This window comes from Acinetobacter sp. ANC 4779, assembly GCF_004331055.1.
GTDB lineage: Bacteria > Pseudomonadota > Gammaproteobacteria > Pseudomonadales > Moraxellaceae > Acinetobacter.
This window is the reverse complement of the sequence record NZ_SJNU01000005.1, coordinates 83,634-107,490: the sequence shown is the minus strand read 5'-3', so window position 1 is coordinate 107,490 and position 23,857 is coordinate 83,634. Positions and strand designations below refer to the sequence as shown.

Sequence of the window (23,857 nt, the reverse complement as noted above, 5' to 3'; positions counted from 1 at the left end):
AGATTTTCCTGCTCTAAAAACAAGAGTTTCAACTATAAAAGGAAATTAAAAGTATGGATAACTCTCAAAACATCTTGCAACGGTTTGCCCTGAAAGTCAGTGACTGGTCAGAAAAATGGTTTCCCGATTCCTATATCTTTGCACTTTTAGGTGTGGTGATTGTCGCGATTGCGGCCATGGGGATCGGTGCGCCTGTGCAAGATGTAGCTATTTCATTCGGTAACGGTTTTTGGAGCCTGATTCCGTTTACCATGCAAATGTGTATGTTGATCGTGGTCGGTTATGTGGTGTCTGTCTCCAAACCTGTAGAACTGCTCATTCAAAAAATGGCGCAGATTCCAACTTCCGGTCGAAATGCCATTGTTATGGTCGCCACTGTCAGTTTATGTATTTCTTTAATTAACTGGGCTATGAGCACGGTGTTGACCGCTCTTTTGGTGATTGCCTTGGCAAAGCGCAAAGAACTGAATATGGATTATCGTGCGGCTGCCGCTGCTGCCATTATTGGCATGGGCGCGACCTGGGCACTCGGCATCAGCTCATCCGCTGCGCAATTACAAGCCAATAAAGCCAGTTTGCCTGAGCCAATTTATAACTTAACCGGCGTGATTCCTTTCACTGAAACCATCTTTTTGCCGCAGTCGATGATTATGACTGGCGTACTGATTGTTGTTTCGATCGCGATTGCCTTCTGGTCGGCGCCAAAAGGAAATAGCATTAAGACTCTGGATGATTTTCCCATTCAGTTTGAAGATGAAAAGAAAGAAGTTCAGACAAGTAAACGACCGGGAGACTGGCTGGAAAACTCTCCCATTTTAAGCATTCTCATCGTCGCGTTGGGTCTAATCTGGATGTTTAACGAATTTACCAAAAGCAATCCGATTATCGCGATCTCTAGTCTGAACACCTATAACTTTATCTTTTTAATGCTCGGAATTGCCTTGCATGGCACCCCCCGAAACTTCCTAAATGCCGTGTCCAAGGCCGTACCTGCGGTATCGGGTGTACTGATTCAATTTCCGTTGTATGGCAGTATTGCTTTTATTATGACCAGTGCGATGAATGCACAGGATTTGTCCCTGTCTCACTATATTGCGGAATTTTTTGTCTCGATTGCCTCTAAAGAAACTTTTGCCATTGTGATGGGGATCTATTCAGCCATTTTAGGATTCTTTATTCCCTCTGGTGGTGGAAAATGGATTATTGAAGCGCCGTATGTGATGCAGGCAGCGCATGATTTAAAAGTCCATCTGGGTTGGTCAGTGCAAATTTATAATGCCGCTGAAGCACTTCCGAACCTGATCAATCCGTTTTTTATGTTACCCATGCTGGGCATCTTAAAACTCAAAGCCAAAGATGTGATTGGCTTTACCGTGACCCAGCTGATTTTCCATGTTCCTCTGGTATTGTTTTTATTATGGATCTTGGGTCGAACCCTGACCTATATGCCCCCTACTTTTTAATCCTACAATATAGAAATCAAGGGCATGTCAACATGCCCTTTTGTATGACTCATTCGATTCAATCAATAGACCTGACTTTAAGAGATATCCCGTTGATAATGCCCTTCAAGGTTTCAGCCCTACTAGCTGTTCAGCACCTAGAACACTTAACAGGGTTTGCTCCACTTCTTGCGCCATGCCTTTTAAACTGCCACAAACATATATGGCGGCACCTGCTTCAACCCCACTTAAAAGCTGTGCCGATTTTTGCTGCAAGATATGCTGCACATAGATTTTTTCAGACTGATCACGGGAAAATGCATAGTCCACTTCAGGTAGAAAGCGTTGCGCTTGCCACAGTTGAATCTGCTCCTTATAAAGATGATCGAACTGCTGTTGTCGCTCAGCAAAAATCAGCCAGTTTTGGGGCTCATTCCATTGCTGCCTTTGCGACAAATGAGCGACCAAGCCTGCGATTCCTGTCCCATTGCCAATTAAAATTAACGGTTCCTGGGTGGGTTTTAAATAAAAGGCGGGCTGAGAACGAATTCTGGCGATTGAATATTCACGAATGGCCAACAGATCAAAACGCTGAATCCAATCATTAAAAGATTCATTCGGCAACTGTTCGGGTATTTGGCTTAAATTCTTAAACTGCAATGCCGCTAATAAATCTTGATTAACTATTTGTTGCTGTACCTGTAAAAAGGCTTGTATATCTTCAAGCAGATTGCCACATTGAACTTCTAGAATATCGCCAGATGACCGGGGTGTACTTTCAGCATAAGACAGTTGAATGTGATAAATCGGCTTGCCTTGGCTCCCTGTATTTAAGCACACCCGATTTTTTAACATAAAGGCACGCCAGTTTTGCGCTTGTTCAACAGGAGTGAATTGTTGCTGCGTGAGCTGTTCTAAACCTTGTGTCCAGCGCTTTAAATCTGCTTGCTTTAAATGGTCGACACAGACCATTTCAAATACAGCTTTCGCCTGATGCTGTTTTAGATGTTGATCTAAGGCTTGTCCAAAACGGCAAAAATGCGTATAGGGTTTATCACCCAAAGCTAAGATGGCATAAGACTGGTGGGAAAGATCTAAGGCGGGATGGCTAAAGGTGTTTTTTATAGCCATTCGTGCAGTATTTGTGTATAAAAAATCCCAGTGTGAAAACTGGGATTTTTTATAAACTCAATCTGTTATAGGACTGATTAAAATTTCTTTGTATAAGTTGTTAGCACGCGATTTTCTTGGAAAGAGTTGCCATGTTCAACATCATAATTGATATATAACCATTGGAATGCCAAGCCTTTTAATTTTGGATTTTGCGCTTCATAAGACAAAATAAAGTTAGTTTCTGATTCATGGTTATCACGACCTTGTGCATCTTTAAAACCTGTACCATATACATATTTAACCAATGTATTTAAACCAGGTACATAGTCTTTGAAATTATAGCCATATAACAAATGAACTGACTTCTCATCCTTTTTAAAGAATCCTGTCGTATTCCAGTTAATAAAATATAACTCTGGCAAGAAACCATCAGGTAAAGGATAACCGGTATCACCAAAAATTTGCTGATAGCCTAATCCCAACGTCTGATTTCCGACAGAAACTTTCTCTAGTAATCCTATATTGTGGTTGTCAATTTCCCCTGCTTTAGCATCACCTGAGTCTTGAGATCTAAAATATTTTAACCGTGTTTGGGATTTTAAATAATCATTTTTCCATGAATACTCTAAGCCAAGGTAGTGTTTGTCGTACAAATCCTCTAAATCACCATAGTAATATTCTGCTTTGACGTTTGGCGTAACATCATATTTTAAATCAACATAATTGAGTGCATCTGAATAATTCCTAACGCCATTTGTGGTCACTGAAAATTCATGAAACCCTTCTTCATAGCGCGGTGAAACCTGAGTAACACGGCCTAATTCAAGTGCAAGCTTATCGTTTACTTTGGACTTTATTTGTCCACCCCAATACGAACTGAGTAATTGGCGACTTCCATCGACAGAAGTAATCGGTAGGTCTAACCACAATTCACCAATTTTAAGTTCAGTGGTGTCATATTTGGCTTTGAACGTTCCACCATACTTAAAGAAGTTACGATCTTGCGTTTGAGTATTTTTGTTAAATGGCAGAATCGTATCATCAATATGACGATCACCACTTAAACGTACAGCATATTGCAGTGAAGCATCTAGACCAAGTTCAATCGGTTTGTCTGCAATAGTCAAAACAGTAGGAATATATTTAGATTGATAAAATCCTGAAATCCCTTGCGACCAACTTCCTGGATCTTTAAGGTTTTCATTATCAAAATTACGCTCAATAAAAGCATTCTTTAACACTAATTTAAATTGGTTTTCATTGCTTTCAGCATGGCCCACATTACACAGCGCCATATTTCCAATCATAATAGCCAAAAGAGGTTTTAATTTAAGATTCATAATATTCCCTTGAATTTAATCCTTATTTATTAATTTACTGACTAAAGGTTTTAAGCTTTAGTCAGTTTTCCATTAATTTAGTTCGCAACTTTTTTAACTAAAGTTTCTTGATTTAAATCTTTTTTGACTTTATGAGCTCCATCTACAGAAGCTTTCAAATTCACCAGATAAATAGCAATCGCTGCAATAATTCCTGGAATCGCTATGGCTAGGAAGTTCATTTGATGCGGTAATTCAAAGGTTAATAACGTACCGGTTAAGACTGGCCCAACAATAGCGCCAATTCGTCCAATTCCTGATGCCCATCCCATACCTGTCGAGCGAACTGCGGTTGGATAAAACTGTGCAACGAAGGTATAAAGTAGAATTTGTGAACCAATGGTTGCTGCACCAGCAATGGCAATCAGAACATAAAGAACCGCTTGTGGGCTATTAAAACCAAGCAAGATTAAAGCAATCGCACCGACAGTAAACATAGTGGTGAGCACGGGTTTTAAATGGAATTTATCTGCTAGAACTCCGCCACCAATTGCACCGATCATGCCGCCAATATTCAGGGCAAACAGGAACATGAGACTTGCACCCAATGAATAGCCGGCCTGAATCATCAATTTCGGTAACCAGCTGCCTAATGCATAGACCATGAGCAAGCACATAAAGAAGGCTGCCCAAAACATTAAGGTACTGAACATGCGGCCTTGCTGGAATAAAGCGCGTAATGGTGCTTCATCACCCACCGTAGGTTCATTCAAAATAAAGGTCGTTTGTGGGCCAATTTCTTGTTCAGGAGCAATTTTTTTCACAATTGCACGAGTCTGTTCTGTTTCACCTTTTTTGGTCAAGAACATCAATGATTCTGGTAAAAATTTCCAAATCAACGGTAAAGTAAACAAAGGAATACTGGCAAGATAGAACATGATTTTCCAGCCATAAGTGGGTACTAACCAAGCACCCAATAATGCTGAAGCCATACCACCAATGGCATAACCACTGAACATAATGGCAACCAATGTACTGCGAATACGTTTAGGGGCATATTCGGTCATCAGCGCAACCACGTTTGGCATGACACCGCCAATACCTAGTCCGGCCAAGAATCGTAAAATTCCAAACTCGGTCGGTGTCGTTGCGAATGCACCTAGAAATGTAAAGCCACTGAAAATGCTGATACAGATCATGATGGTCTTTTTACGACCCAGCTTGTCTGACAGCGTTCCGAAACTCATGGCACCAAACATCATGCCGAATAATGCGGTACTGGCGAGCAAACCTGCCTGTACTGTAGTGAGTGCCCATTCTTGCATTAAAATAGGTAAAACGACGCCATAAATGACCAAATCATAACCGTCAAAAATAATAATCATTAAACACCAAATCAGCACTCCCCAATGAAAAGGCGTAAATTTGGCTTCATCCACTAAAGTATTTATGTTCAATTTGTTGGTATTCACTTTGCGCTCCTGCATATGAATCTTTAGATTTGTAGCCACAATGCAGCAAAGTGATTTTATTGTCCAAAACCGATTGCATATATATTCATACCTTAAAAGTAAGACGAGCGATATTAAAAGCCAAAACAATACTTTATAGATATGCAGAAACTATATAAGGTTGATTATGATATTTAATTTTCTATTTCAAGCTTTGTTGTTTAAAAAAAAATGCCTGCTGATCAAATATAAAATACTGATCGGCAGGCATATTATTAAAAATAGTCGAGTAATTTTTAGGATAATAATTCTAATGATTATAGGAAAATTAGTTCTGATCTGTTAAATCACGGCACGGTCGTAACCAATCGCCTCTAAATCATAGACCTGATAAATACAGTCAAATAATGAACGGATATCATCACTTTCATCCATACTGCGAATCGCCAGAAATATCGGGCTAACTGCAGCATCATCCAGTATCGGAATATAGTGCAAGTGCGGTAACTGTATGGTTTTAGCGCTTTCCGGAACCACGCAAATCCCTTCACCTGCAGCAACCAGGCCTAAAGCCAGCTGAATTTCGCGAACTTCTTTTAGACTTTTTGGATCTAAGCTGTATTCGGAAAAAAGAGAGCGGACTTGGGTAGAAAAGTTAGGTTTGGGATGACTTGGATATAAAAACAGGTTCTCATCGACAATGTCTGTAAGAAAAACACCTTGCTTTTGCATGGCCAGTGGGTGACTTGAATGAACAGCCACCATGAGGGGCTCTTCGCGCAAAAGGATCCGTCTTACGGCAGGATCCGAAATGCGCAGTCGACCAAAGCCTACATCTATACGTCCCTCTTTAAGTGCTTGAATTTGATTTTTGGTGCTCATTTCAATCAGTTCAATTTTCAAATGCGGTTGTTGCTGACGAAATAAATACACGATTTTTGGCAATAGTCCGTACAATAAAGAACCAACAAAACCCATCGTAACAGTTTTTTCGACCATCCCCACCCGTTGGGTCATCGCCTTAATCTCTTCAGCATTAGACAAAAGTTTAACAGCATGCTGATAAAAAAATTGTCCTGCTTCAGTTGTCATTAAAGGTCGACTTCCACGCTCAAAAAGCTGAATACCGAGCTCTGCTTCTAGGTTTTGTATCTGACGGCTTAAAGGAGGCTGGGCAATAAACAGTTTTTCAGCCGCTTTGGTGAAGCTTTGTTCCTCAACTACGGCAACAAAGTATCGTAAATGTCTTAATTCCATAATTACCCATACCTTTAAAGCATATTAAAATGCAAATTTGATCTTAGACAGCATAACTTTATTCTTTTAAGGTATACCACATGAGATAGACAAAGCAAGATTGGGAAGCTTAAAGATGTACAAATCCATAGAAACATTGCTTGTTGAAATTCCAACCATCCGTCCGCATAAGATGGCGGTGGCAACCATGCAAACCCAAACATTAGTGTTGGTGAAAGTCACGACCGAAGACGGTTTTACCGGTTGGGGCGAAGCGACCACGATTGGCGGATTGGGATATGGGGATGAAAGTCCGGAAAGCGTTAAAACCAATATTGAAACTTATTTTGCCCCATTACTGAAATCACTTTCAGGTCTAAATGTCGCTCAAACCATTCAAATCCTAAAACGTCATATTAACGGTAACCGTTTTGCTAAATGCGCTATTCAAACTGCGCTCATGGATATTCAGGCACAACGTTTAGGTTTGCCGCTCAGTGAAATTTTAGGCGGTCGTCTACGTGACAGCGTGCCTGTACTTTGGGTATTGGCGTCAGGTGATACTGATAAAGACATTGCCGAAGCGAAAAAAATGATTGAGCTGAAACGTCACAACGTATTCAAACTCAAAATCGGTTCGCGTTCTGTTGACGCGGATGTCGAGCATGTTCTGACAATTAAAAAAGCCCTAGGTTCTGATATCTCGATCCGTGTCGATGTCAATCGTGCCTGGTCAGAACTGCAAGCGATTAAAGGTATTCAATTGTTACAAGATGGCGGTGTCGACCTGATTGAACAACCATGTGCCATTGAAAATCTGGATGCCATGCAGCGTTTAACCCGTCGTTTTGATATTGCCATTATGGCGGATGAATCGTTAAACGGTCCGCAGAGTGCCTATCAAATTGCCCGCAACAATGGTGCATCGGTATTTGCAGTCAAAGTTGCACAGTCAGGTGGTCTGATTGAAGGTTGTGAAGTTGGAAAAATTGCCAAACTTGCAGGCATTGATCTATATGGCGGCACCATGCTTGAAGGTCCAGTCGGTACGATTGCTTCAGCGCATGTGTTTTCAACTTTCGAAAACTTAGCCTATGGCACAGAGTTATTTGGTCCATTGCTACTGACTGAAGAAATTTTAAAAACACCTCTTCAATATCAAAACTTTGAGTTGGTTCTGCCAACTGTAGCAGGTTTAGGTATCGAACTGGATTTAGACAAAATTGACAACTTACGTCGTCAGTAATTGAAGGAATTAGATATGCTTTTCCAAGTACGTATGGATGTAAATATTCCGCTAGATATGCCGATTGATAAAGCCAGCGAAATTAAAGCAGTTGAAAAGGCTTATTCGCATGATTTACAGCGTCAAGGTAAATGGCGTCATATCTGGCGCATTACCGGTCAGTACTCAAACATCAGTATTTTTGATGTCGAGAGCAATGAAGAACTACACAATATTTTACAAGGTCTTCCGCTATATCCATATATGAATATTGAAGTCATGCCGCTGAACCGTCATCCTTCTTCTATTCATGAAGACGATCGCTAATTTTAATAATATGCAACATGGTGAGAGTTTATTCACCTTCTGTAGAAGCGCACCGCCCCTTAAAAGGCAATTGACAAGGATTGTGGCCAGCCAGCTTTAGCCAGCCAAAATAAATGCTAAAAAGCCTGCCACTCAAAAATGTATACATACTTCAGGAGCAATAGTATGAATCGCCAAGAAATTGATGCACTTGTAAAAAAAATGAATGTCGACACAGCGACAGGTCCTGTAGATGAACGTGTACAACAGGTTGTTGTACGTTTATTGGGTGATCTTTTCCAAGCGATCGAAGACCTTGATATTTCACAAACTGAATTGTGGAAAGGTCTTGAGTATCTTACTGATGCAGGTCAAGCCAATGAACTTGGTTTATTAGCGGCTGGTTTAGGCTTAGAGCATTATTTAGATTTACGTGCAGACGAAGCAGATGCCAAAGCAGGTATTACTGGTGGTACACCACGTACCATTGAAGGTCCTTTATATGTAGCTGGCGCACCTGAATCGGTAAGCTTTGCTCGTATGGATGACGGTTCTGAATCAGATAAAGTCGATACCTTAATCATTGAAGGTACGGTAACAGATACCCAAGGTAACCTTGTTGAAGGTGCTAAAGTTGAAATTTGGCATGCCAACAGCCTAGGTAACTACTCGTTCTTTGATAAAGCACAATCTGATTTTAACTTGCGTCGCAGCATCATTACAGCTGCCGATGGTCAATATACCGCATTAACTACCATGCCAGTAGGCTATGGATGCCCTCCTGAAGGCACGACTCAATTTGTTTTAGACAAACTTGGCCGTCATGGTAACCGCCCTTCTCACGTGCACTATTTCATCTCTGCACCAGGCTACCGTAAGTTGACCACCCAATTTAACATTGAAGGCGACAAATACCTTTGGGACGACTTTGCATTCGCAACTCGCGACGGTTTAGTTGCAACAGCTGTAGATGTAACAGACGAAACTGAAATTGCAAAACGTGGTCTGAATAAAGCATTCAAACACATTCAGTTCAATGTTGAACTTGTGAAAGAACAAGCAGCTGCACCTAACACTGAAATTGATCGTCGTCGCGCAAGCGCTTAATGACCTCATCATAAGGAGCCGAGATGTCAATTTAATGACATCTCGGCAACTTGCCTAAATTTGGAAAGTCGGAGAACGGACATGCCTCGTATTCCTGTAATTAACACCAGCCATCTTGATCGCATTGATGAATTACTGGTTGAAAATTATGAAACAGGTGAATTTAAGCTTCATCGTTCAGTATTCACAGATCAAGCCTTATTTGATTTAGAGATGAAATATATCTTTGAAGGCAATTGGGTTTACTTGGCACATGAGAGCCAAATTCCGAATAATAATGATTATTACACGACCTATATGGGTCGCCAACCGATCATCATCGCACGTAACCGTGCTGGTGAACTCAATGCAATGATCAATGCCTGTTCACACCGTGGCGCACAACTTTGTCGTCATAAGAAAGGCAACAAGGCAACTTATACTTGCCCATTCCACGGTTGGACATTTAACAACTCGGGTAAATTGTTAAAAGTAAAAGATCCTGCTGATGCAGGCTATTCTGATTGCTTTAACAAAGAAGGTTCTCACGATCTTAAGAAAGTGGCCCGTTTTGAAAACTATAAAGGTTTTTTGTTTGGCAGCTTAAACCCAGATGTTCAACCCTTAGAAGAATATCTTGGCGAAGCAACCAAAATTATGGATATGATTGTTGATCAGTCTGATCAAGGTCTTGAAGTTTTACGTGGTGCGTCTACTTATACCTATGAAGGTAACTGGAAGCTCACTGCCGAAAATGGTGCCGATGGTTACCACGTTTCTGCCGTTCACTGGAACTATGCAGCGACAACTCAACAGCGTAAAGAAAAAGAAGCTGGTGATAATGTCCGTGCAATGAGTGCCGGCGCTTGGGGCAAACAAGGTGGTGGTTCTTACGGCTTTGACAATGGTCACATGCTGCTTTGGACACAATGGGGCAATCCTGAAGACCGTCCAAACTTCCCGAAAGCAGAGGAATATACCGAGAAATTCGGTGCTGCCATGGCGAAATGGATGATCGAGCGCTCTCGTAACCTGTGTATTTATCCAAACGTCTATTTCATGGATCAGTTCGGTTCACAAATTCGTGTACTTCGTCCTTTATCTCCCTCTAGGACTGAAGTCACCATTTACTGTATCGCACCTGTGGGTGAAGACAAAGAAGCGCGTACACGCCGTATTCGCCAATATGAAGACTTCTTCAATGCTTCAGGTATGGCAACTCCTGATGACTTAGAAGAATTCCGTGCATGCCAAGCTGGCTATGCAGGTATTGCGCTTGAATGGAATGATATGAGCCGCGGTTCGAAACATTGGATTCAAGGTCCAGATGATGCAGCCAATGAAATTGGTTTAAAACCAAAACTTTCAGGCATTAAAACTGAAGATGAAGGTTTATACCTGGCTCAGCATGAACACTGGTTACATTTGATGAAAGACGCGATTACTTCTGAAAAAGAACTTGCTGCAACTGAAGGAGAAAACGCATGAGCGCGATGACTTTAGAAAATATTGCTCAATTCCTCTACAAAGAAGCGCGCTTTCTGGATGATGAACAATGGGATGACTGGTTACAGTGTTATGCCCCATCAGCAGAATTCTGGATGCCGTCTTGGGATGATGATGATAAACTGACTTCAGACCCTGAGTCTGAAATTTCCCTGATTTATTATCCTGACCGTCAAGGTTTAGAAGATCGTGTATTCCGGATCAAGACTGAACGTTCTTCTGCAACCATGCCCGATACCCGTACCAGCCACAACATTTGTAACATTGAAATTGTTGAGCAAAACGGTGATCAAGTGACTGTACGTTTTAACTGGAATACTCTAAGTTTCCGTTATAAAACCAATTACAGCTACTTCGGCATGTCACGTTATGTGATTGATTGCTCAAGCGAGCAGTTCAAAATCTTAAACAAATACGTGGTGCTGAAAAACGATTATATCAATCAAGTCATTGATATTTACCACCTCTAAAAACCTGCAACATGCCTTCAGCTAAATGGAATATTGGCTGAAGGTTATCAACCGTTTTAAATATTTATAGGATTCTAGCCATGTCAAACCTAAATGTTGCACTTCAATTTGAAGATGGCGTTACACGTTTTATTAATGTCGTTCAAGGCGAAACCTTGTCTGATGCTGCATACCGTCAAAAGATTAATATCCCTTTGGACTGTCGTGATGGTGCTTGCGGAACGTGTCGTGCGTTTTGTGAATCAGGTTCGTTTGACATGCCTGAAGAAACTTATATTGAAGATGCGTTAACGCCTGAAGAAGCCGCTGAAGGTTATATCTTGGCATGCCAATGCCGCCCGACTTCTGATGCAGTATTCCAAATTCAGGCATCATCTGAAGTATGTAAAACAGAAATCCACCAGTTCCAAGGTACGCTTGAGCGTGTTGAAAAATTATCAGACTCAACCATCACTTTTGATATTCAGCTAGATGAAGGTCAACCTGACATTCACTTCCTCGCAGGTCAATATGTGAATGTAGGACTGCCGAATACTGACGAAACGCGTTCTTATTCTTTCAGTTCTAAACCGGGTAACCGTTTAACAAGTTTTGTCGTACGTAACGTGCCGAATGGCAAAATGAGCGAATTTTTAAGTGCCACTGCCCAAACCGGTGACAAAATGACTTTCGCCGGTCCATTTGGCAGTTTTTACTTACGCCCTGTGATCCGTCCTGTACTTATGTTGGCAGGTGGAACAGGTATTGCACCGTTTATGTCAATGCTGCAAGTGTTAGAAGAAAAAGGTTCAGAACACCCTGTACGTTTAGTGTTTGGTGTAACCAATGACTTTGACTTGGTGGCAATTGAAAAACTGAATGAACTTCAAGAAAAATTCCCTTGGTTTGAATATCGCACAGTCATTGCCAACCCAGAATCTGCGCATGAACGTAAAGGTTATGTAACGAGTCATATTGAAAATGACTGGTTAAATGCAGGTGATGTCGATATCTATCTGTGTGGTCCTGTCATGATGGTGGAAGCTGTTCGTGGCTGGTTAGAGGCGGAAGGTGTTAAACCTGCAAGCTTCTTATTTGAAAAATTCTCTGCAAACTAATTCGGGAATCCATCAAATGTCTGATCGTCAAAGATTTCAAAATAAAGTCGTGATTGTAACCGGTGCCGCTCAAGGCATTGGTCGCGGTGTTGCCCTACAGGTGGCATCGGAAGGTGCACAAGTGGTCATGGCAGACCTTTCTCCTTATGTGGAAGAAGTTTTAGCTGAAATTCAAGCTGCCGGTGGTGATGCTGTGACCATCAATGCAAACCTAGAAACCTTTGCAGGTGCACAATCGGTTGTTGAAAAAGCATTAGCGACTTATGGTCGTATCGATGCCCTGATTAACAATGTCGGTGGCGCAATCTGGATGAAGCCTTTCCAAGAGTTTTCTGAACAAGAAATTCTTAAGGAAGTGAATCGTTCATTGTTCCCGACGATGTGGTGTTGCCGTGCAGTTTTACCTGAAATGATTAAAAATCAGAAAGGTACAATTGTAAATGTGTCATCTATTGCCACCCGTGGTATTAACCGTGTGCCTTACTCTGCTTCTAAAGGCGGCGTAAATGGTTTAACCGCTGCTCTTGCGTTTGAGCATGCCAAAGATGGCATCCGTGTTAATGCAGTGGCTACAGGTGGAACCGAAGCTCCGCCACGTAAAGTGCCGCGCAATGCCAATCCATTAACCGAATCTGAACAAGCCTGGATGCAAGAAGTGGTTGATCAAACCATTGATCGTACTTTCTTGGGTCGCTACGGCACCATTCAAGAGCAAGTCAATGCAATCGTATTTCTGGCTTCAGATGAATCTTCATATATGACAGGAACTGTGGTTCCTGTAGGTGGTGGCGATCAGGGTTAAACCTGATCTCATCAAAATTCAACAGGATCATTGAAATCTACGCATGGAGGCAATAGCCCAATGGCATCCCTGTTTAAAACTTTAAAAGATGATTGGTCACTTTCAGCAACAGTCGCAGGATTTCTGGCTGTGCTGATTTCCTATTCAGGCCCACTCATCATCTTCTTTCAGGCTGCACAAAAAGCCAATGTTCCCTCCGAGATGATGATCTCGTGGATCTGGGGTATTTCCATCGGTGCTGCAGTTGCCGGTATTTTTTTATCCATCAAATACAAAGTACCTGTAATTACCGCATGGTCTGCGCCCGGAACCGCCTTGTTGGTGACCCTTTTTCCCGGTTTAAGTTTAAATGAAGCCATAGCAGCCTACATTACGGCTGCTTTAGTGATTTTATTCATTGGCTTAAGTGGTTACTTCGACAAATTACTGCACTGGATTCCGCAATCTATTGCGGCCGCGATGATGGCGGGAATTTTATTTCAGTTTGGTTTGGGACTCTTTACAGCCACAGACACTATGCCGTGGATTGTCTTTAGCATGCTGCTGGTGTTTTTAGTCTCTAAACGGATTTCACCGCGTTATAGCATGCTTTGGGTCTTGATCACGGGTGTCATTTTAAGTCTGGTACTGGGCAAAATGAATCCGGTTGAAATGAGCTTTAGCTTGGCCATTCCACAATTTATTGCGCCTGAATGGACCCTGAATGGCATGCTGAATTTTGCCATTCCCTTAATTTTGGTCAGCTTGTCTGGACAGTTTTTACCGGGTATGGCTATTATGAAACTTAGCGGTTATGACACCCCGGCCAAACCCATCATTACGGCTACCAGTATCGCTTCATTAGCGGTGGCCTGCGTAGGAGGAATCACCATTGTCTTGGCCTCTATTACTGCAGCCTTGTGTATGGGTAAAGATGCGCATGAACTGAAAGAAAAACGCTATATTGCCGGGATTGCCAACGGCATTTTTTACATTTTAGGCGGTTTATTTGCCGGCAGTATTGTCATGTTGTTCAGCTTACTGCCTAAAGAACTGGTCGCCGCATTGGCAGGCTTGGCTTTGCTGGGTGCAATTGGTATAAATATTACAACCGCCATGAAAGATGAACATCAGCGAGATGCCGCACTAATCACATTTTTAGCTACAGCTTCAGGCATGCATTTTTTAGGACTCAGTTCCGTATTCTGGGGAATTTGTATTGGCTTAATTGCCCATGTCATGCTGAGTAAAAAAGCAGATACCCCACCTCCTCATTCAATGTCTAATCAAGAAACGCCATTATTGCGTCAGGAAAAACTATGATTGATAAAAGTACAGCGTCTCTCACTGAAGCGCTCTCCCACATTAAAGATGGTGCCACCATCATGATTGGCGGTTTTGGTACAGCTGGACAACCGGCAGAACTGATTGATGGTTTAATCGAACTTGGTGTAAAAGACCTGGTCATTGTCAATAACAATGCCGGCAATGGCGACTATGGTTTGGCCAAACTGTTAAAAACCGGTGCAGTACGCAAGATTATCTGTTCTTTCCCGCGCCAGTCCGACTCTTATGTATTCGATGAAATCTACCGTGCCGGCAAAATTGAACTGGAACTGGTACCGCAAGGCAATCTGGCCTGCCGTATTCAGGCGGCCGGAATGGGCCTCGGTCCAATTTACACGCCGACTGGTTTTGGTACCTTGTTGGCGGAAGGCAAACCGACCCTGAACTATGAAGGCAAAGACTTTGTGCTGGAAAACCCGATCAAGGCCGATTTTGCCTTGATTAAAGCGCATAAAGGCGACCGCTGGGGCAACCTAGTCTACAACAAGTCGGCACGCAACTTTGGCCCGATCATGGCGATGGCCGCCGATGTCACCATTGTCCAGGTATCTGAAGTGGTTGAACTGGGCGCGCTCAATCCTGAACATATCATCACCCCGGGAATTTTTGTACAGCATGTGGTGGCGGTCACTCCGTCTGTCCTAGGCAAAGATCAATAACGAATAAGGAAAATATGATGAGCTACACTAAACTTAGTCGTGATCAAATTGCAGAACGTGTTGCACAAGACATTCCCGATGGTGCTTATGTCAATTTGGGCATTGGCTTGCCGACCAAGATTTCCAATTACTTACCAAAAGACAAAGATGTGTTTCTACATTCTGAAAATGGTCTTTTGGCTTTCGGTCCACCACCGGCTGCTGGCGAAGAAGACCCGGAACTGATCAATGCCGGTAAAGAGTTTGTGACTTTATTACAGGGTGGCGCGTATTTCCATCATGGCGACTCGTTCGCGATGATGCGTGGCGGTCACCTGGATATTGCGGTACTGGGTGCTTTCCAGATTGCTGAAAATGGCGATCTGGCCAACTGGCATACCGGAGCACCGAATGCGATTCCTGCTGTGGGCGGTGCCATGGACCTGGCGGTGGGTGCGAAAAAAGTCTTTATCACCACTGATCATGTGACTAAAAAAGGCGAACCGAAAATTGTCGCGGAACTCAGCTACCCAGCAACCGGCCTGAAATGTGTCGATCGCATTTATACCGATTTATGCGTGATTGACGTGACCAGCGACGGCATGAAAGTAATTGAGAAAGTTGAAGGTTTAACTTTTGATGAATTGCAGGCTTTGACCGGTGCAAAGCTGATTGATGCGACACAGGGTTAATACGCTTTAACAAAATTTTAAATCTGCCCTTTAATTCCCCTGAGCGAGACTTAAGCAGTGCTTTAAGTCGCTACGCAACCAAGGGACGACTTTATACTCAAGCTCAAATCATTTTGAAGCCCGGTAAGTCGCCCTTGTTTCAGGAGGGATTAAAGGAGCTAAAAGGATTAAATAATGAAAAACGCCTATATTATCGATGCCATTCGTACGCCATTCGGTCGTTATGCCGGTGGTCTGGCACCTGTTCGTGCCGATGACCTCGGTGCACTGCCTATCAAAGCCTTAATGGAACGCAATCCATCGGTTGACTTTGCAAAAGTGGATGACGTGATTTATGGCTGTGCCAACCAGGCCGGTGAAGACAACCGTAATGTCGGTCGTATGTCGGCCCTTCTTGCCGGTCTGCCGTATCAGGTGCCTGCAACCACGGTAAATCGTCTATGCGGTTCATCGATGGATGCTGTAGCGATGGCTGCACGTGCCATTAAAGCTGGTGAAGCAGAGCTGATTATTGCCGGTGGTGTAGAATCCATGTCACGCGCACCTCTGGTGATGGGTAAATCTGAAGGTGCTTATGGCCGCAGCCAGAAACTTGAAGACACCACCATGGGCTGGCGTTTTATCAATCCGAAGCTGAAAGAAATGTATGGCGTAGAAACCATGCCGCAAACCGCGGAAAACGTGGCTGAGCAGTTCAACATCAACCGTGCCGATCAAGACCAGTTTGCGCTAGAAAGCCAAAAGCGTACTGCAGCAGCACAAGCGCGTGGTTTCTTTGACCAGGAAATGATTCCGGTCAGCATTCCACAGCGTAAAGGCGATGCAGTTGTTGTTGCAAAAGATGAACATCCTCGTGCATCGACTACCCTTGAAGCGCTCACCAAGCTAAAACCGGTGGTGAAAGCCGATGGTACCGTGACTGCCGGGAATGCGTCAGGCATTAACGATGGTGCAGCAGCCCTGCTGATTGCTTCCGATGATGCTGTAGCACAGTATGGCTTAAAACCACGCGCCAAGATTATTGGCGCAACTGTGGTCGGTGTTGAACCCCGTATCATGGGCTTTGGTCCTGCGCCTGCAATTAAAAAGCTCTTGGCTCAAACAGGTTTAACCCTTGAGCAGATGGATGTGATCGAGCTGAATGAAGCTTTTGCAGCACAAGCCTTGGCGGTGACACGTGATTTAGGTTTGGAAGACGGCTCAGAGAAAGTCAATCCGAATGGTGGCGCGATTGCGATTGGTCATCCACTCGGTGCATCTGGAGCACGTCTGATTACCACGGCACTGAATCAACTTGAAGCAACAGGTGGCACCTACGCGCTGTGTTCAATGTGTATTGGTGTCGGTCAAGGCATCGCACTCATTATTCAACGCGTTTAATCCTCAGTATAGTCCCCCTTCTTGCATTTCGGCTTACAGCCTTGCTAGGGGGATTTAGGGGATATATATAATAAAGGAATAGATTTTCATGCCAACTTTTAACTCTAATGGTGCTCAAATCAATTACCAAACCTTTGGTAATGTCACTAAACCGGCAATCATCTTTTCAAATTCGCTCGGAACGAATTATGGAATGTGGCAACCTCAGATTAATCATTTTCAAAATGATTTTTTTGTGATCTGTTATGACACACGTGGTCATGGTGCTTCTTCTGCTCCAAAAGGTCCATATACGCTTGAGCAATTAGGTCAAGATGTCGTGAATCTGCTTGACCATCTTGATATTGAAAAAGCTGTTTTTTGCGGTATTTCGATGGGTGGCTTAACCGGACAATGGCTTGCTATTCACAAGGCCAAGCATTTTAACAAAGTTATTGTCTGTAATACTGCAGCGAAAATTGGTCAGGAACAAGCCTGGAATGAGCGTGCAGCACTGGTACGTGAACAAGGTTTACAGCCGATCGCTTCAACTGCAGCCGGGCGCTGGTTTACGGAAAAATTTATTCAAGACAATGCAGCAGAAGTTGAAAAGTTGCAAAATGGTCTGGCAGCTGGCAGTGCTGAAGGTTATGCAAGTTGTTGTGAAGCTTTGGCAAAAGCAGATTTACGCAAACAACTTAAAGACATTGCGGTGCCAGTATTGGTTGTAGCAGGTCAGCAAGATCCCGTGACCACAGTGGCTGATGGCCAATTTATGGTTAATCAGATTAAAAATAGTGCTTTATTTGAAATTAATGCCTCGCATATTTCAAATATTGAATGTCCGGATGAGTTTAATCAGGCGGTTCAACAGTTTATTGCTTGATAGAAAAACAACACAATGAGCCCTCACAACTTTGTGGGGGTTTTTGTTTGATAGCTGCTTAAAAGTAAAATTAAAGTGTGATGTAAAACTTATAAAACCTGAATAATTTATGATAAGTTTATCTAAACCAAAGACAGCGAAGCGATAGAAATGCCAAAAATCGTGATTTTTTCCGGTGCAGGAATGAGTGCAGAAAGTGGAATTAATACCTTTCGTGACCATGATGGACTTTGGGAAAATTACAAGGTTGAAGATGTCGCGACACCCCAGGCATGGCAAAAAAATCCAGAATTGGTGCAACGCTTTTATAATGCACTGCGCAAAAGTGTTCTGGAAGCACAGCCAAATTTAGCACATCAACTCATTGCCAAAATTCAGGACTTTGCAGCATGTGATGTCATTACCCAAAATATAGATGACTTGCATGAACGCGCTGGAAGCCGGCATGTTTTACATTTACATGGCAATATTCGCTTGGCCAAAAGCTCTGCCCCGGGTGCCGAGTATTCGGAGACTTTCTATCCAGTTCAAGGCTGGGAATTAAATCTGGAATGCGACAAATGTCCGCAGGGCTATCCGCTGCGTCCGCATGTGGTCTGGTTTGGCGAAGCCGTCCCTGCTTATGAGCAAGCCATGCAACTGGTTCAAGATGCCGATATTTTTATCGTCATTGGATCCAGTTTGGTGGTTTACCCTGTTGCCGGCCTGATTCATGAAATACCTGAAACATGTGAAGCCTATTATATTGACCCTAAAGCCAATCACCTTCGTGTACCCAAGCAATATCATTTAATCCCCGAAACCGCGACTCAAGGTATGCAGATGCTATTTACCCAACTTAAAGAACGATTTTCAAATAACAGTTAAAACAAGAAATATTTTCTATTCATCTTACCGGGCATATTCAGACGAGATATAATTCAGCTCATTCAAACCAAATGTCAGATGAAAATGTTTCAAGGGAAAAAGTTAATTTGTTTTGATTTAGATGGCACCCTGATTGATTCCGTGGGAATCTGGAATCAAGTCGATGCCGCCCTGATTCAGCAGTTATCCAATATTGAAGTGGATCTGAAAACTATTCAGCAGCAGCGGGATATCCAGCTGAAAATTTTCAGACAATCTGCTGATCCATATTTGGAATATTGCGGTTATCTGAACGAATTTTATGCTTTTGGATTAACCAAAGCACAAGTCAAATCACGACGTTATAGCATTTCACATTATTTTCTGGATCATGTCGTCCCCCTTAAACCACAAGCCAACCTATTGATTCATACGCTTAAACAACGAGAAATTAAATTAGCGATAACCACCACCACCAGTTTATCCAATATTCAGCGTTATCAAGACAACAACACCCTTATTAATAGCAAAATTGATTTCACGAACGATTTTTCACTGATCTTAACCCGAGAAAATGTCGAAAACATCAAGCCACATCCTGAAGTCTATTTAACCGCACTTCAGCATTTTGGCTTTAAAGCGGAAGAATGTTTAATTATTGAAGACTCACTCATTGGTGTCGAGGCAGCGAAACAAGCCGGTATTGAGGTTATCGCCATTTATGACCAACATTCGGCACATGAGTTAGAGGAAATTAAAGCTCAGGCAAATTATTTTGTGCAGGATTATGCCGAGTTATTAAATTCTCTTAACGGGATAGAAAAGATGCCGTGACTGAACTAAATCATGGTATGTGATTCAATTATTTTACTTTTTATAAAGTGAGTTTGAATCTACCAGAGTTCCGGTTGTCTCATTAATCACACCGTTATTTGCATTCACCTCAAGTAATCCATTCTTGCTGAAGGAGGCAGGAATAGGATTTTCCTTTTCAGTTTTACTGGTGGCTTTGTCTTTTAAGATATTGGTAATTAAATAATTATCACCATTTTTACTCATCACCAGTGAATTTTCAAGTTTTTGGATTTTCTAAGGTGTTTTTGAAGTGCCCTGATCATCTAGTGCTTTGGATCAATATCAATAATGACCCGCTCCTCCATTTCAGTAAAAAAGTAGGCCCAGTAACCGCATGAACCGGTTGAAATAACGATCTTTAGTGAGGGAGAATGCTGCGATAACAGCCATATTAGTACGCAGTAAATTAATGATGACGAGTATTATTTTCCAGTTCAGATAGTAGAAACAACAAACACCATGCTCCTAGCGCACTAGAATGATGGTGTTTGTTGGACTTACTGATGGATTCATTGAACCAGTTTAAATTAACTCGACCGCAATAGCAGTCGCTTCACCACCACCAATACATAATGCTGCAATGCCTTTCTTGCCGCCAGTACGTTGCAGTGCATGAATCAAGGTCACAATAATACGTGAACCTGATGAACCTAGGGGATGTCCAAGGGCACACGCACCACCGTTCACATTGACTTTGGCTTCATCTAAATTAAAAGCATCCATGGCTGCCATAGTCACCATCGCAAAGGCTTCATTAATTTCCCAAAGATCAACCTCAGCAGCCGTCCAGCCAGTTTGCTTCAAGACTTTCTCGATTGCACCCACGGGAGCAATACTAAATTCAGAAGGATGCTGTGAATGGCCTGCATAGGCGATAACTTTAGCCACAGGTTCAAGTCCACGTTCAGCTGCAATTTCTTCTGAAGTAATCACCAGTGCAGATGCACCATCGCTGATTGAACTGGCATTTGCTGCTGTAATGGTTCCATCTTTTTTAAATGCTGGACGTAAAGTTGGAATCTTGTCAGCTTTGGCATTGAGTGGTTGCTCATCTTGCTCAACAATCACCTCGCCTTTACGGCCAGATACGGTTACAGGTGCAATTTCAGCCTTGAAATAACCATTATGAATTGCCGTCACCGCTTTATTTAAAGAGCTGATTGCAAAAGCATCTTGCTGTTCACGGGTATAACCTTTTTTATCGGCCATCTCTTGGGCAAGTATGCCCATGGACAAACTGGTTTCCGCATCTTCTAGACCTTCCTGAAACATGTGATCTGTGGTTTTACCATGTCCCATACGGTAACCGGCACGTGCTTTTTCAAGTAAATATGGCGCATTGCTCATCGATTCCATACCACCGGCAACCACAATTTGTGCAGAACCGGCTTTAACAGCATCTGCAGCCTGCATCACCGCTTTCATACCCGAACCACAAATCTTATTGATGGTGGTTGCACCGGTAGAATCAGGCAAACCTGCCTGGCGCATCGCCTGACGTGCTGGCCCTTGCTTTAAACCTGCAGGTAACACACAACCAAAAATCACTTCATCAATATCAGTCGGCTGTAAGCCTGAACGTGCAACTGCTTCTTTAATGGCCACTGCACCTAAATCGGGTGCTGTACATGCTGAAAGCGAGCCTTGAAAACCACCCATCGCTGTACGTACAGCATTCACAATAACAATCATTCTTTTCCATCCTCATTTATAGATTTTGTTCACTTACATGAACAGAATACTCTACCCATGTCATTTCCTTTTGAAGTAAAGCACTGGTCTTAGACTTAAGATTGAGCCGTAAAGTAATCTTCTGGCAACTGCATCATTAAGCTTGAACCGGCTTTAATTTGTGCAATACGAGCAGTCATGCCGGGTAATACTTTCTCTGCAAAATACTGCGCCAAAATAACTTTGTTTTGATAGAACGCTTCGGTTTTAGCTTGAGCCACTTGTGCGATTCTAGCAAACATATAACTAAAGCTCAGCAAGCCCACTGCATGCAAGTAATCTACCGCAACACCGTTGGCAAAATCCGGCGCGCCTTTCGCCTGTTGCAAAATAAACTGGGTGATGGCTTCTACTTCATTACACGCATTTAAAGTTGCAGCTTTAATGGCAAGTGAATCCTCTAATGTAGCGACAAATTCACGAATTTCAGTGATATATTCCGCCATATTTGCACCATTGTTGCGAATGGTTTTACGCCCGATTAAATCCTGAGCTTGTACGCCATTGGTACCTTCATATATTTGTGAGATCCGCAGATCACGCACGCATTGTTCCATGCCCCATTCCCGGATATATCCATGACCACCAAACACCATTTGGGCATCCAGCACCGCATTCAATGCCGTATCGGTTAAATAGGCTTTGGCGATTGGCGTCAACAATGCTACACGGTCATTGGCTTTTTTCACCGCTTCCGCATCGCTAGAGAATTTGGTGATATCCAGTTGCTGACCGACATACACCGCAAATGCACGCGATGCTTCATTGTTGGCGCGAGCGTTAAGGAGCATACGGCGTACATCACCGTGGACCAAAATCGAATCGGCTGGCTTTTCTGGAGATTTTACCCCAGTGGCACTGCGACCTTGCAAACGGTCTGTGGCGTATTGCGCTGCATTTTGATAGGCAAACTCAGATGCGCCCAGTCCTTGAATGCCCATCGACAGGCGTTCATAGTTCATCATCACAAACATCGCCGCCAGACCTTCGTTTTCCTTACCCACCAGGAAACCTTTAGCGCCATCAAAGTTCAACACACAAGTTGCAGAACCTTTAATGCCCATCTTGTGTTCAATAGAACCGGCACCCATGCTATTACGTTCGTCCAATGAACCATCTTGATTGATCAGGAATTTTGGCACGATAAATAAGGAAATACCGCGTGAACCTGCAGGTGCGTCCGGTGTTTTTGCCAACACCAAGTGAATAATGTTTTCTGACAGGTCATGTTCACCGCTGGTAATAAAAATTTTGGTTCCGCTAATGTCATAAGAACCGTCATCATTGCGTTCCGCTTTGGTTTTAATAATGCCTAAATCGGTTCCTGCATGCGGTTCAGTCAGACACATGGTACCGGACCATTCACCCGTGTAAATTTTAGGTAAATAGGTTTGCTTCTGCTCTTGAGAGGCATAGTTGTTCAATGCCATACCTGCGCCTACGGAAAGTAACGGGTAAAGCATAAACGAGGGATTGGTTGCCCAAATCATTTCATCCGCAAGAACAGTCAGCATTTTTGGCATGCCTTGACCGCCCCATTCTTCTTCTGCGCCCAAGCCAATCCAGCCACCTTCTGCGTATTGCTTGAATGCTTCTTTAAAACCTTGAGGCGTGGTGACTACACCATTGCTAAATTGAGCACCACCTTCTTCATCACTTGAGCGGTTTAAATCCAGAATGACATTTTTAGAAAATTTCGCCATTTCTTCTAAAATGGCATTGGCCGTTGCCATGTCAATGTGGGCTAAGTCATCATTACCCTGCCAAAAATCTTCAGCCTTAAATACGTCATTTAAAATAAAATCCATGTCTTTAAGAGGTGCGTTATAAATAGGCATATTGCTTTCCTTGGGTGAAGACTTCGCATTAAACCGTGAAGTGCTTTTTTAAGTTGTAAGAACCTAAACTGAAATAAATAGCTGTATTTCAACCGCCATCTATTTAAATAGAGTTTGGGCGTTTAAACCGGTTTTCAATTACCCTCAGGAGAAATGGAATTGAACTCAGAACCGCGTTTGAAAGATTTTCTAAAAGGATTTAAGCATCAAAATGTGTTCATCCGATGTTCACTTGAATGCTTGCGAAATAAAACCTCTTTTCTGTAATTTACTTTGACTTAAAGGATCCATCTTGAAACCTCATCTTTAAATGACCGGTTGAAATACTGTCTGATCAGAACATTATTCTGTTTGCGTTTATTCAGTAAATTCACTTTTACAGCCAAATGACAATAAAATAATTATTCTCCAATTGGAATTTTATTGTCGATTATTGACCTCGCAGGTTCTCATTTATTGACTTTTAATTTTCGCTATGCAATTGAGCGTTATAAAATTAAAAATGGGGTTAAATATAAATATAAATATCTATTTTAACTGTTAATTTTTACCCCTACCCGACAATGGTGGAATGGTCATCAGGATTTTATCGGTATATGTTGAAGACGCTTTTTTTAATGTCTGCTTGGAACG

At 42.6% G+C, this 23,857-nt stretch carries 22 protein-coding genes; 15 read left to right on the top strand and 7 right to left on the bottom strand.

What is annotated here, in order from left to right; genetic code table 11:
• Positions 1–53: 53 nt before the first annotated feature.
• The gene (locus E0H80_RS07690) at positions 54–1,463 is read left to right on the top strand and encodes a short-chain fatty acid transporter (RefSeq protein ID WP_131364640.1); all 1,410 of its coding nucleotides are present in this window, start codon (positions 54–56) and stop codon (positions 1,461–1,463) included.
• A 105-nt stretch (positions 1,464–1,568) separates the two neighbouring features.
• Here the strand turns inward: E0H80_RS07690 and E0H80_RS07685 are convergent, their stop codons facing one another.
• From E0H80_RS07685 to E0H80_RS07670, 4 genes are all read right to left on the bottom strand, one after another.
• The gene (locus E0H80_RS07685) at positions 1,569–2,573 is read right to left on the bottom strand and encodes an NADPH cytochrome P450 oxidoreductase family protein (protein ID WP_131364638.1); all 1,005 of its coding nucleotides are present in this window, start codon (positions 2,571–2,573) and stop codon (positions 1,569–1,571) included.
• A gap of 77 nt (positions 2,574–2,650) precedes the next feature.
• The gene (locus tag E0H80_RS07680) at positions 2,651–3,895 is read right to left on the bottom strand and encodes an OprD family outer membrane porin (RefSeq protein WP_067867205.1); all 1,245 of its coding nucleotides are present in this window, start codon (positions 3,893–3,895) and stop codon (positions 2,651–2,653) included.
• Positions 3,896–3,972: 77 nt separating this feature from the next.
• Positions 3,973–5,346 (bottom strand): MFS transporter, encoded by a 1,374-nt coding sequence (locus E0H80_RS07675; RefSeq protein WP_131364636.1) that lies wholly within the window; start codon positions 5,344–5,346, stop codon positions 3,973–3,975.
• A gap of 321 nt (positions 5,347–5,667) precedes the next feature.
• Positions 5,668–6,582 carry a LysR family transcriptional regulator gene (locus tag E0H80_RS07670; RefSeq protein WP_131364634.1) on the bottom strand — a complete coding sequence of 305 codons (915 nt, stop codon included), beginning with the start codon at positions 6,580–6,582 and terminating at the stop codon, positions 5,668–5,670.
• A 115-nt stretch (positions 6,583–6,697) separates the two neighbouring features.
• Between E0H80_RS07670 and E0H80_RS07665 the strand changes: the two genes are divergently transcribed.
• From E0H80_RS07665 to E0H80_RS07600, 14 genes are all read left to right on the top strand, one after another.
• Positions 6,698–7,807, top strand: coding sequence for a muconate/chloromuconate family cycloisomerase (locus tag E0H80_RS07665; RefSeq protein WP_131364632.1), 1,110 nt, complete (start codon positions 6,698–6,700; stop codon positions 7,805–7,807).
• Positions 7,808–7,822: 15 nt separating this feature from the next.
• The gene (gene catC / locus E0H80_RS07660; protein ID WP_067867210.1) at positions 7,823–8,113 is read left to right on the top strand and encodes a muconolactone Delta-isomerase; all 291 of its coding nucleotides are present in this window, start codon (positions 7,823–7,825) and stop codon (positions 8,111–8,113) included.
• A 165-nt stretch (positions 8,114–8,278) separates the two neighbouring features.
• Complete coding sequence (catA, locus tag E0H80_RS07655; RefSeq protein ID WP_067867212.1) at positions 8,279–9,199, top strand: catechol 1,2-dioxygenase; 921 nt, start codon at positions 8,279–8,281, stop codon at positions 9,197–9,199.
• A gap of 81 nt (positions 9,200–9,280) precedes the next feature.
• A complete protein-coding gene (gene benA / locus E0H80_RS07650; protein ID WP_131364630.1) occupies positions 9,281–10,666 on the top strand; it encodes a benzoate 1,2-dioxygenase large subunit in 1,386 nt (461 codons plus the stop codon).
• Complete coding sequence (gene benB / locus E0H80_RS07645) at positions 10,663–11,154, top strand: benzoate 1,2-dioxygenase small subunit (protein ID WP_131364628.1); 492 nt, start codon at positions 10,663–10,665, stop codon at positions 11,152–11,154. Before benA ends, benB begins: the two co-directional genes overlap by 4 nt.
• 80 nt (positions 11,155–11,234) lie before the next feature.
• On the top strand, positions 11,235–12,251 hold the full coding sequence (benC, locus tag E0H80_RS07640; RefSeq protein ID WP_131364626.1) for a benzoate 1,2-dioxygenase electron transfer component BenC: 1,017 nt from the start codon (positions 11,235–11,237) through the stop codon (positions 12,249–12,251).
• A gap of 16 nt (positions 12,252–12,267) precedes the next feature.
• The gene (gene benD, locus E0H80_RS07635) at positions 12,268–13,053 is read left to right on the top strand and encodes a benzoate diol dehydrogenase BenD (protein ID WP_067867439.1); all 786 of its coding nucleotides are present in this window, start codon (positions 12,268–12,270) and stop codon (positions 13,051–13,053) included.
• 60 nt (positions 13,054–13,113) lie between these two features.
• Positions 13,114–14,355, top strand: a complete 1,242-nt coding sequence (gene benE / locus E0H80_RS07630; RefSeq protein WP_131364624.1) for a benzoate/H(+) symporter BenE — start codon at positions 13,114–13,116, stop codon at positions 14,353–14,355.
• Positions 14,352–15,038, top strand: coding sequence for a 3-oxoacid CoA-transferase subunit A (locus E0H80_RS07625; RefSeq protein ID WP_131364622.1), 687 nt, complete (start codon positions 14,352–14,354; stop codon positions 15,036–15,038). The genes benE and E0H80_RS07625 overlap by 4 nt, the downstream gene beginning before the upstream one ends.
• Positions 15,039–15,055: 17 nt before the next feature.
• Positions 15,056–15,709, top strand: coding sequence for a 3-oxoacid CoA-transferase subunit B (locus E0H80_RS07620; protein ID WP_067867223.1), 654 nt, complete (start codon positions 15,056–15,058; stop codon positions 15,707–15,709).
• Between the two features lie 174 nt (positions 15,710–15,883).
• Entirely contained in the window at positions 15,884–17,089 is a 1,206-nt protein-coding gene (gene pcaF / locus E0H80_RS07615; protein ID WP_131364620.1) for a 3-oxoadipyl-CoA thiolase, read from the top strand.
• A gap of 88 nt (positions 17,090–17,177) precedes the next feature.
• Positions 17,178–17,954 carry a 3-oxoadipate enol-lactonase gene (pcaD, locus tag E0H80_RS07610; protein ID WP_131364618.1) on the top strand — a complete coding sequence of 259 codons (777 nt, stop codon included), beginning with the start codon at positions 17,178–17,180 and terminating at the stop codon, positions 17,952–17,954.
• Between the two features lie 150 nt (positions 17,955–18,104).
• Positions 18,105–18,821, top strand: coding sequence for an SIR2 family NAD-dependent protein deacylase (locus tag E0H80_RS07605; RefSeq protein WP_131364616.1), 717 nt, complete (start codon positions 18,105–18,107; stop codon positions 18,819–18,821).
• An 84-nt stretch (positions 18,822–18,905) separates the two neighbouring features.
• Entirely contained in the window at positions 18,906–19,634 is a 729-nt protein-coding gene (locus E0H80_RS07600) for an HAD family hydrolase (protein WP_131364843.1), read from the top strand.
• Between the two features lie 33 nt (positions 19,635–19,667).
• On the opposite strand, the gene E0H80_RS17130 is transcribed toward E0H80_RS07600, so the two are convergent.
• From E0H80_RS17130 to E0H80_RS07585, 3 genes are all read right to left on the bottom strand, one after another.
• Entirely contained in the window at positions 19,668–19,859 is a 192-nt protein-coding gene (locus E0H80_RS17130) for a hypothetical protein (RefSeq protein WP_228259965.1), read from the bottom strand.
• Between the two features lie 318 nt (positions 19,860–20,177).
• On the bottom strand, positions 20,178–21,347 hold the full coding sequence (locus E0H80_RS07590) for a thiolase family protein (protein WP_131364614.1): 1,170 nt from the start codon (positions 21,345–21,347) through the stop codon (positions 20,178–20,180).
• Between the two features lie 95 nt (positions 21,348–21,442).
• Complete coding sequence (locus E0H80_RS07585) at positions 21,443–23,224, bottom strand: acyl-CoA dehydrogenase C-terminal domain-containing protein (protein ID WP_131364612.1); 1,782 nt, start codon at positions 23,222–23,224, stop codon at positions 21,443–21,445.
• Positions 23,225–23,857: the final 633 nt, after the last annotated feature.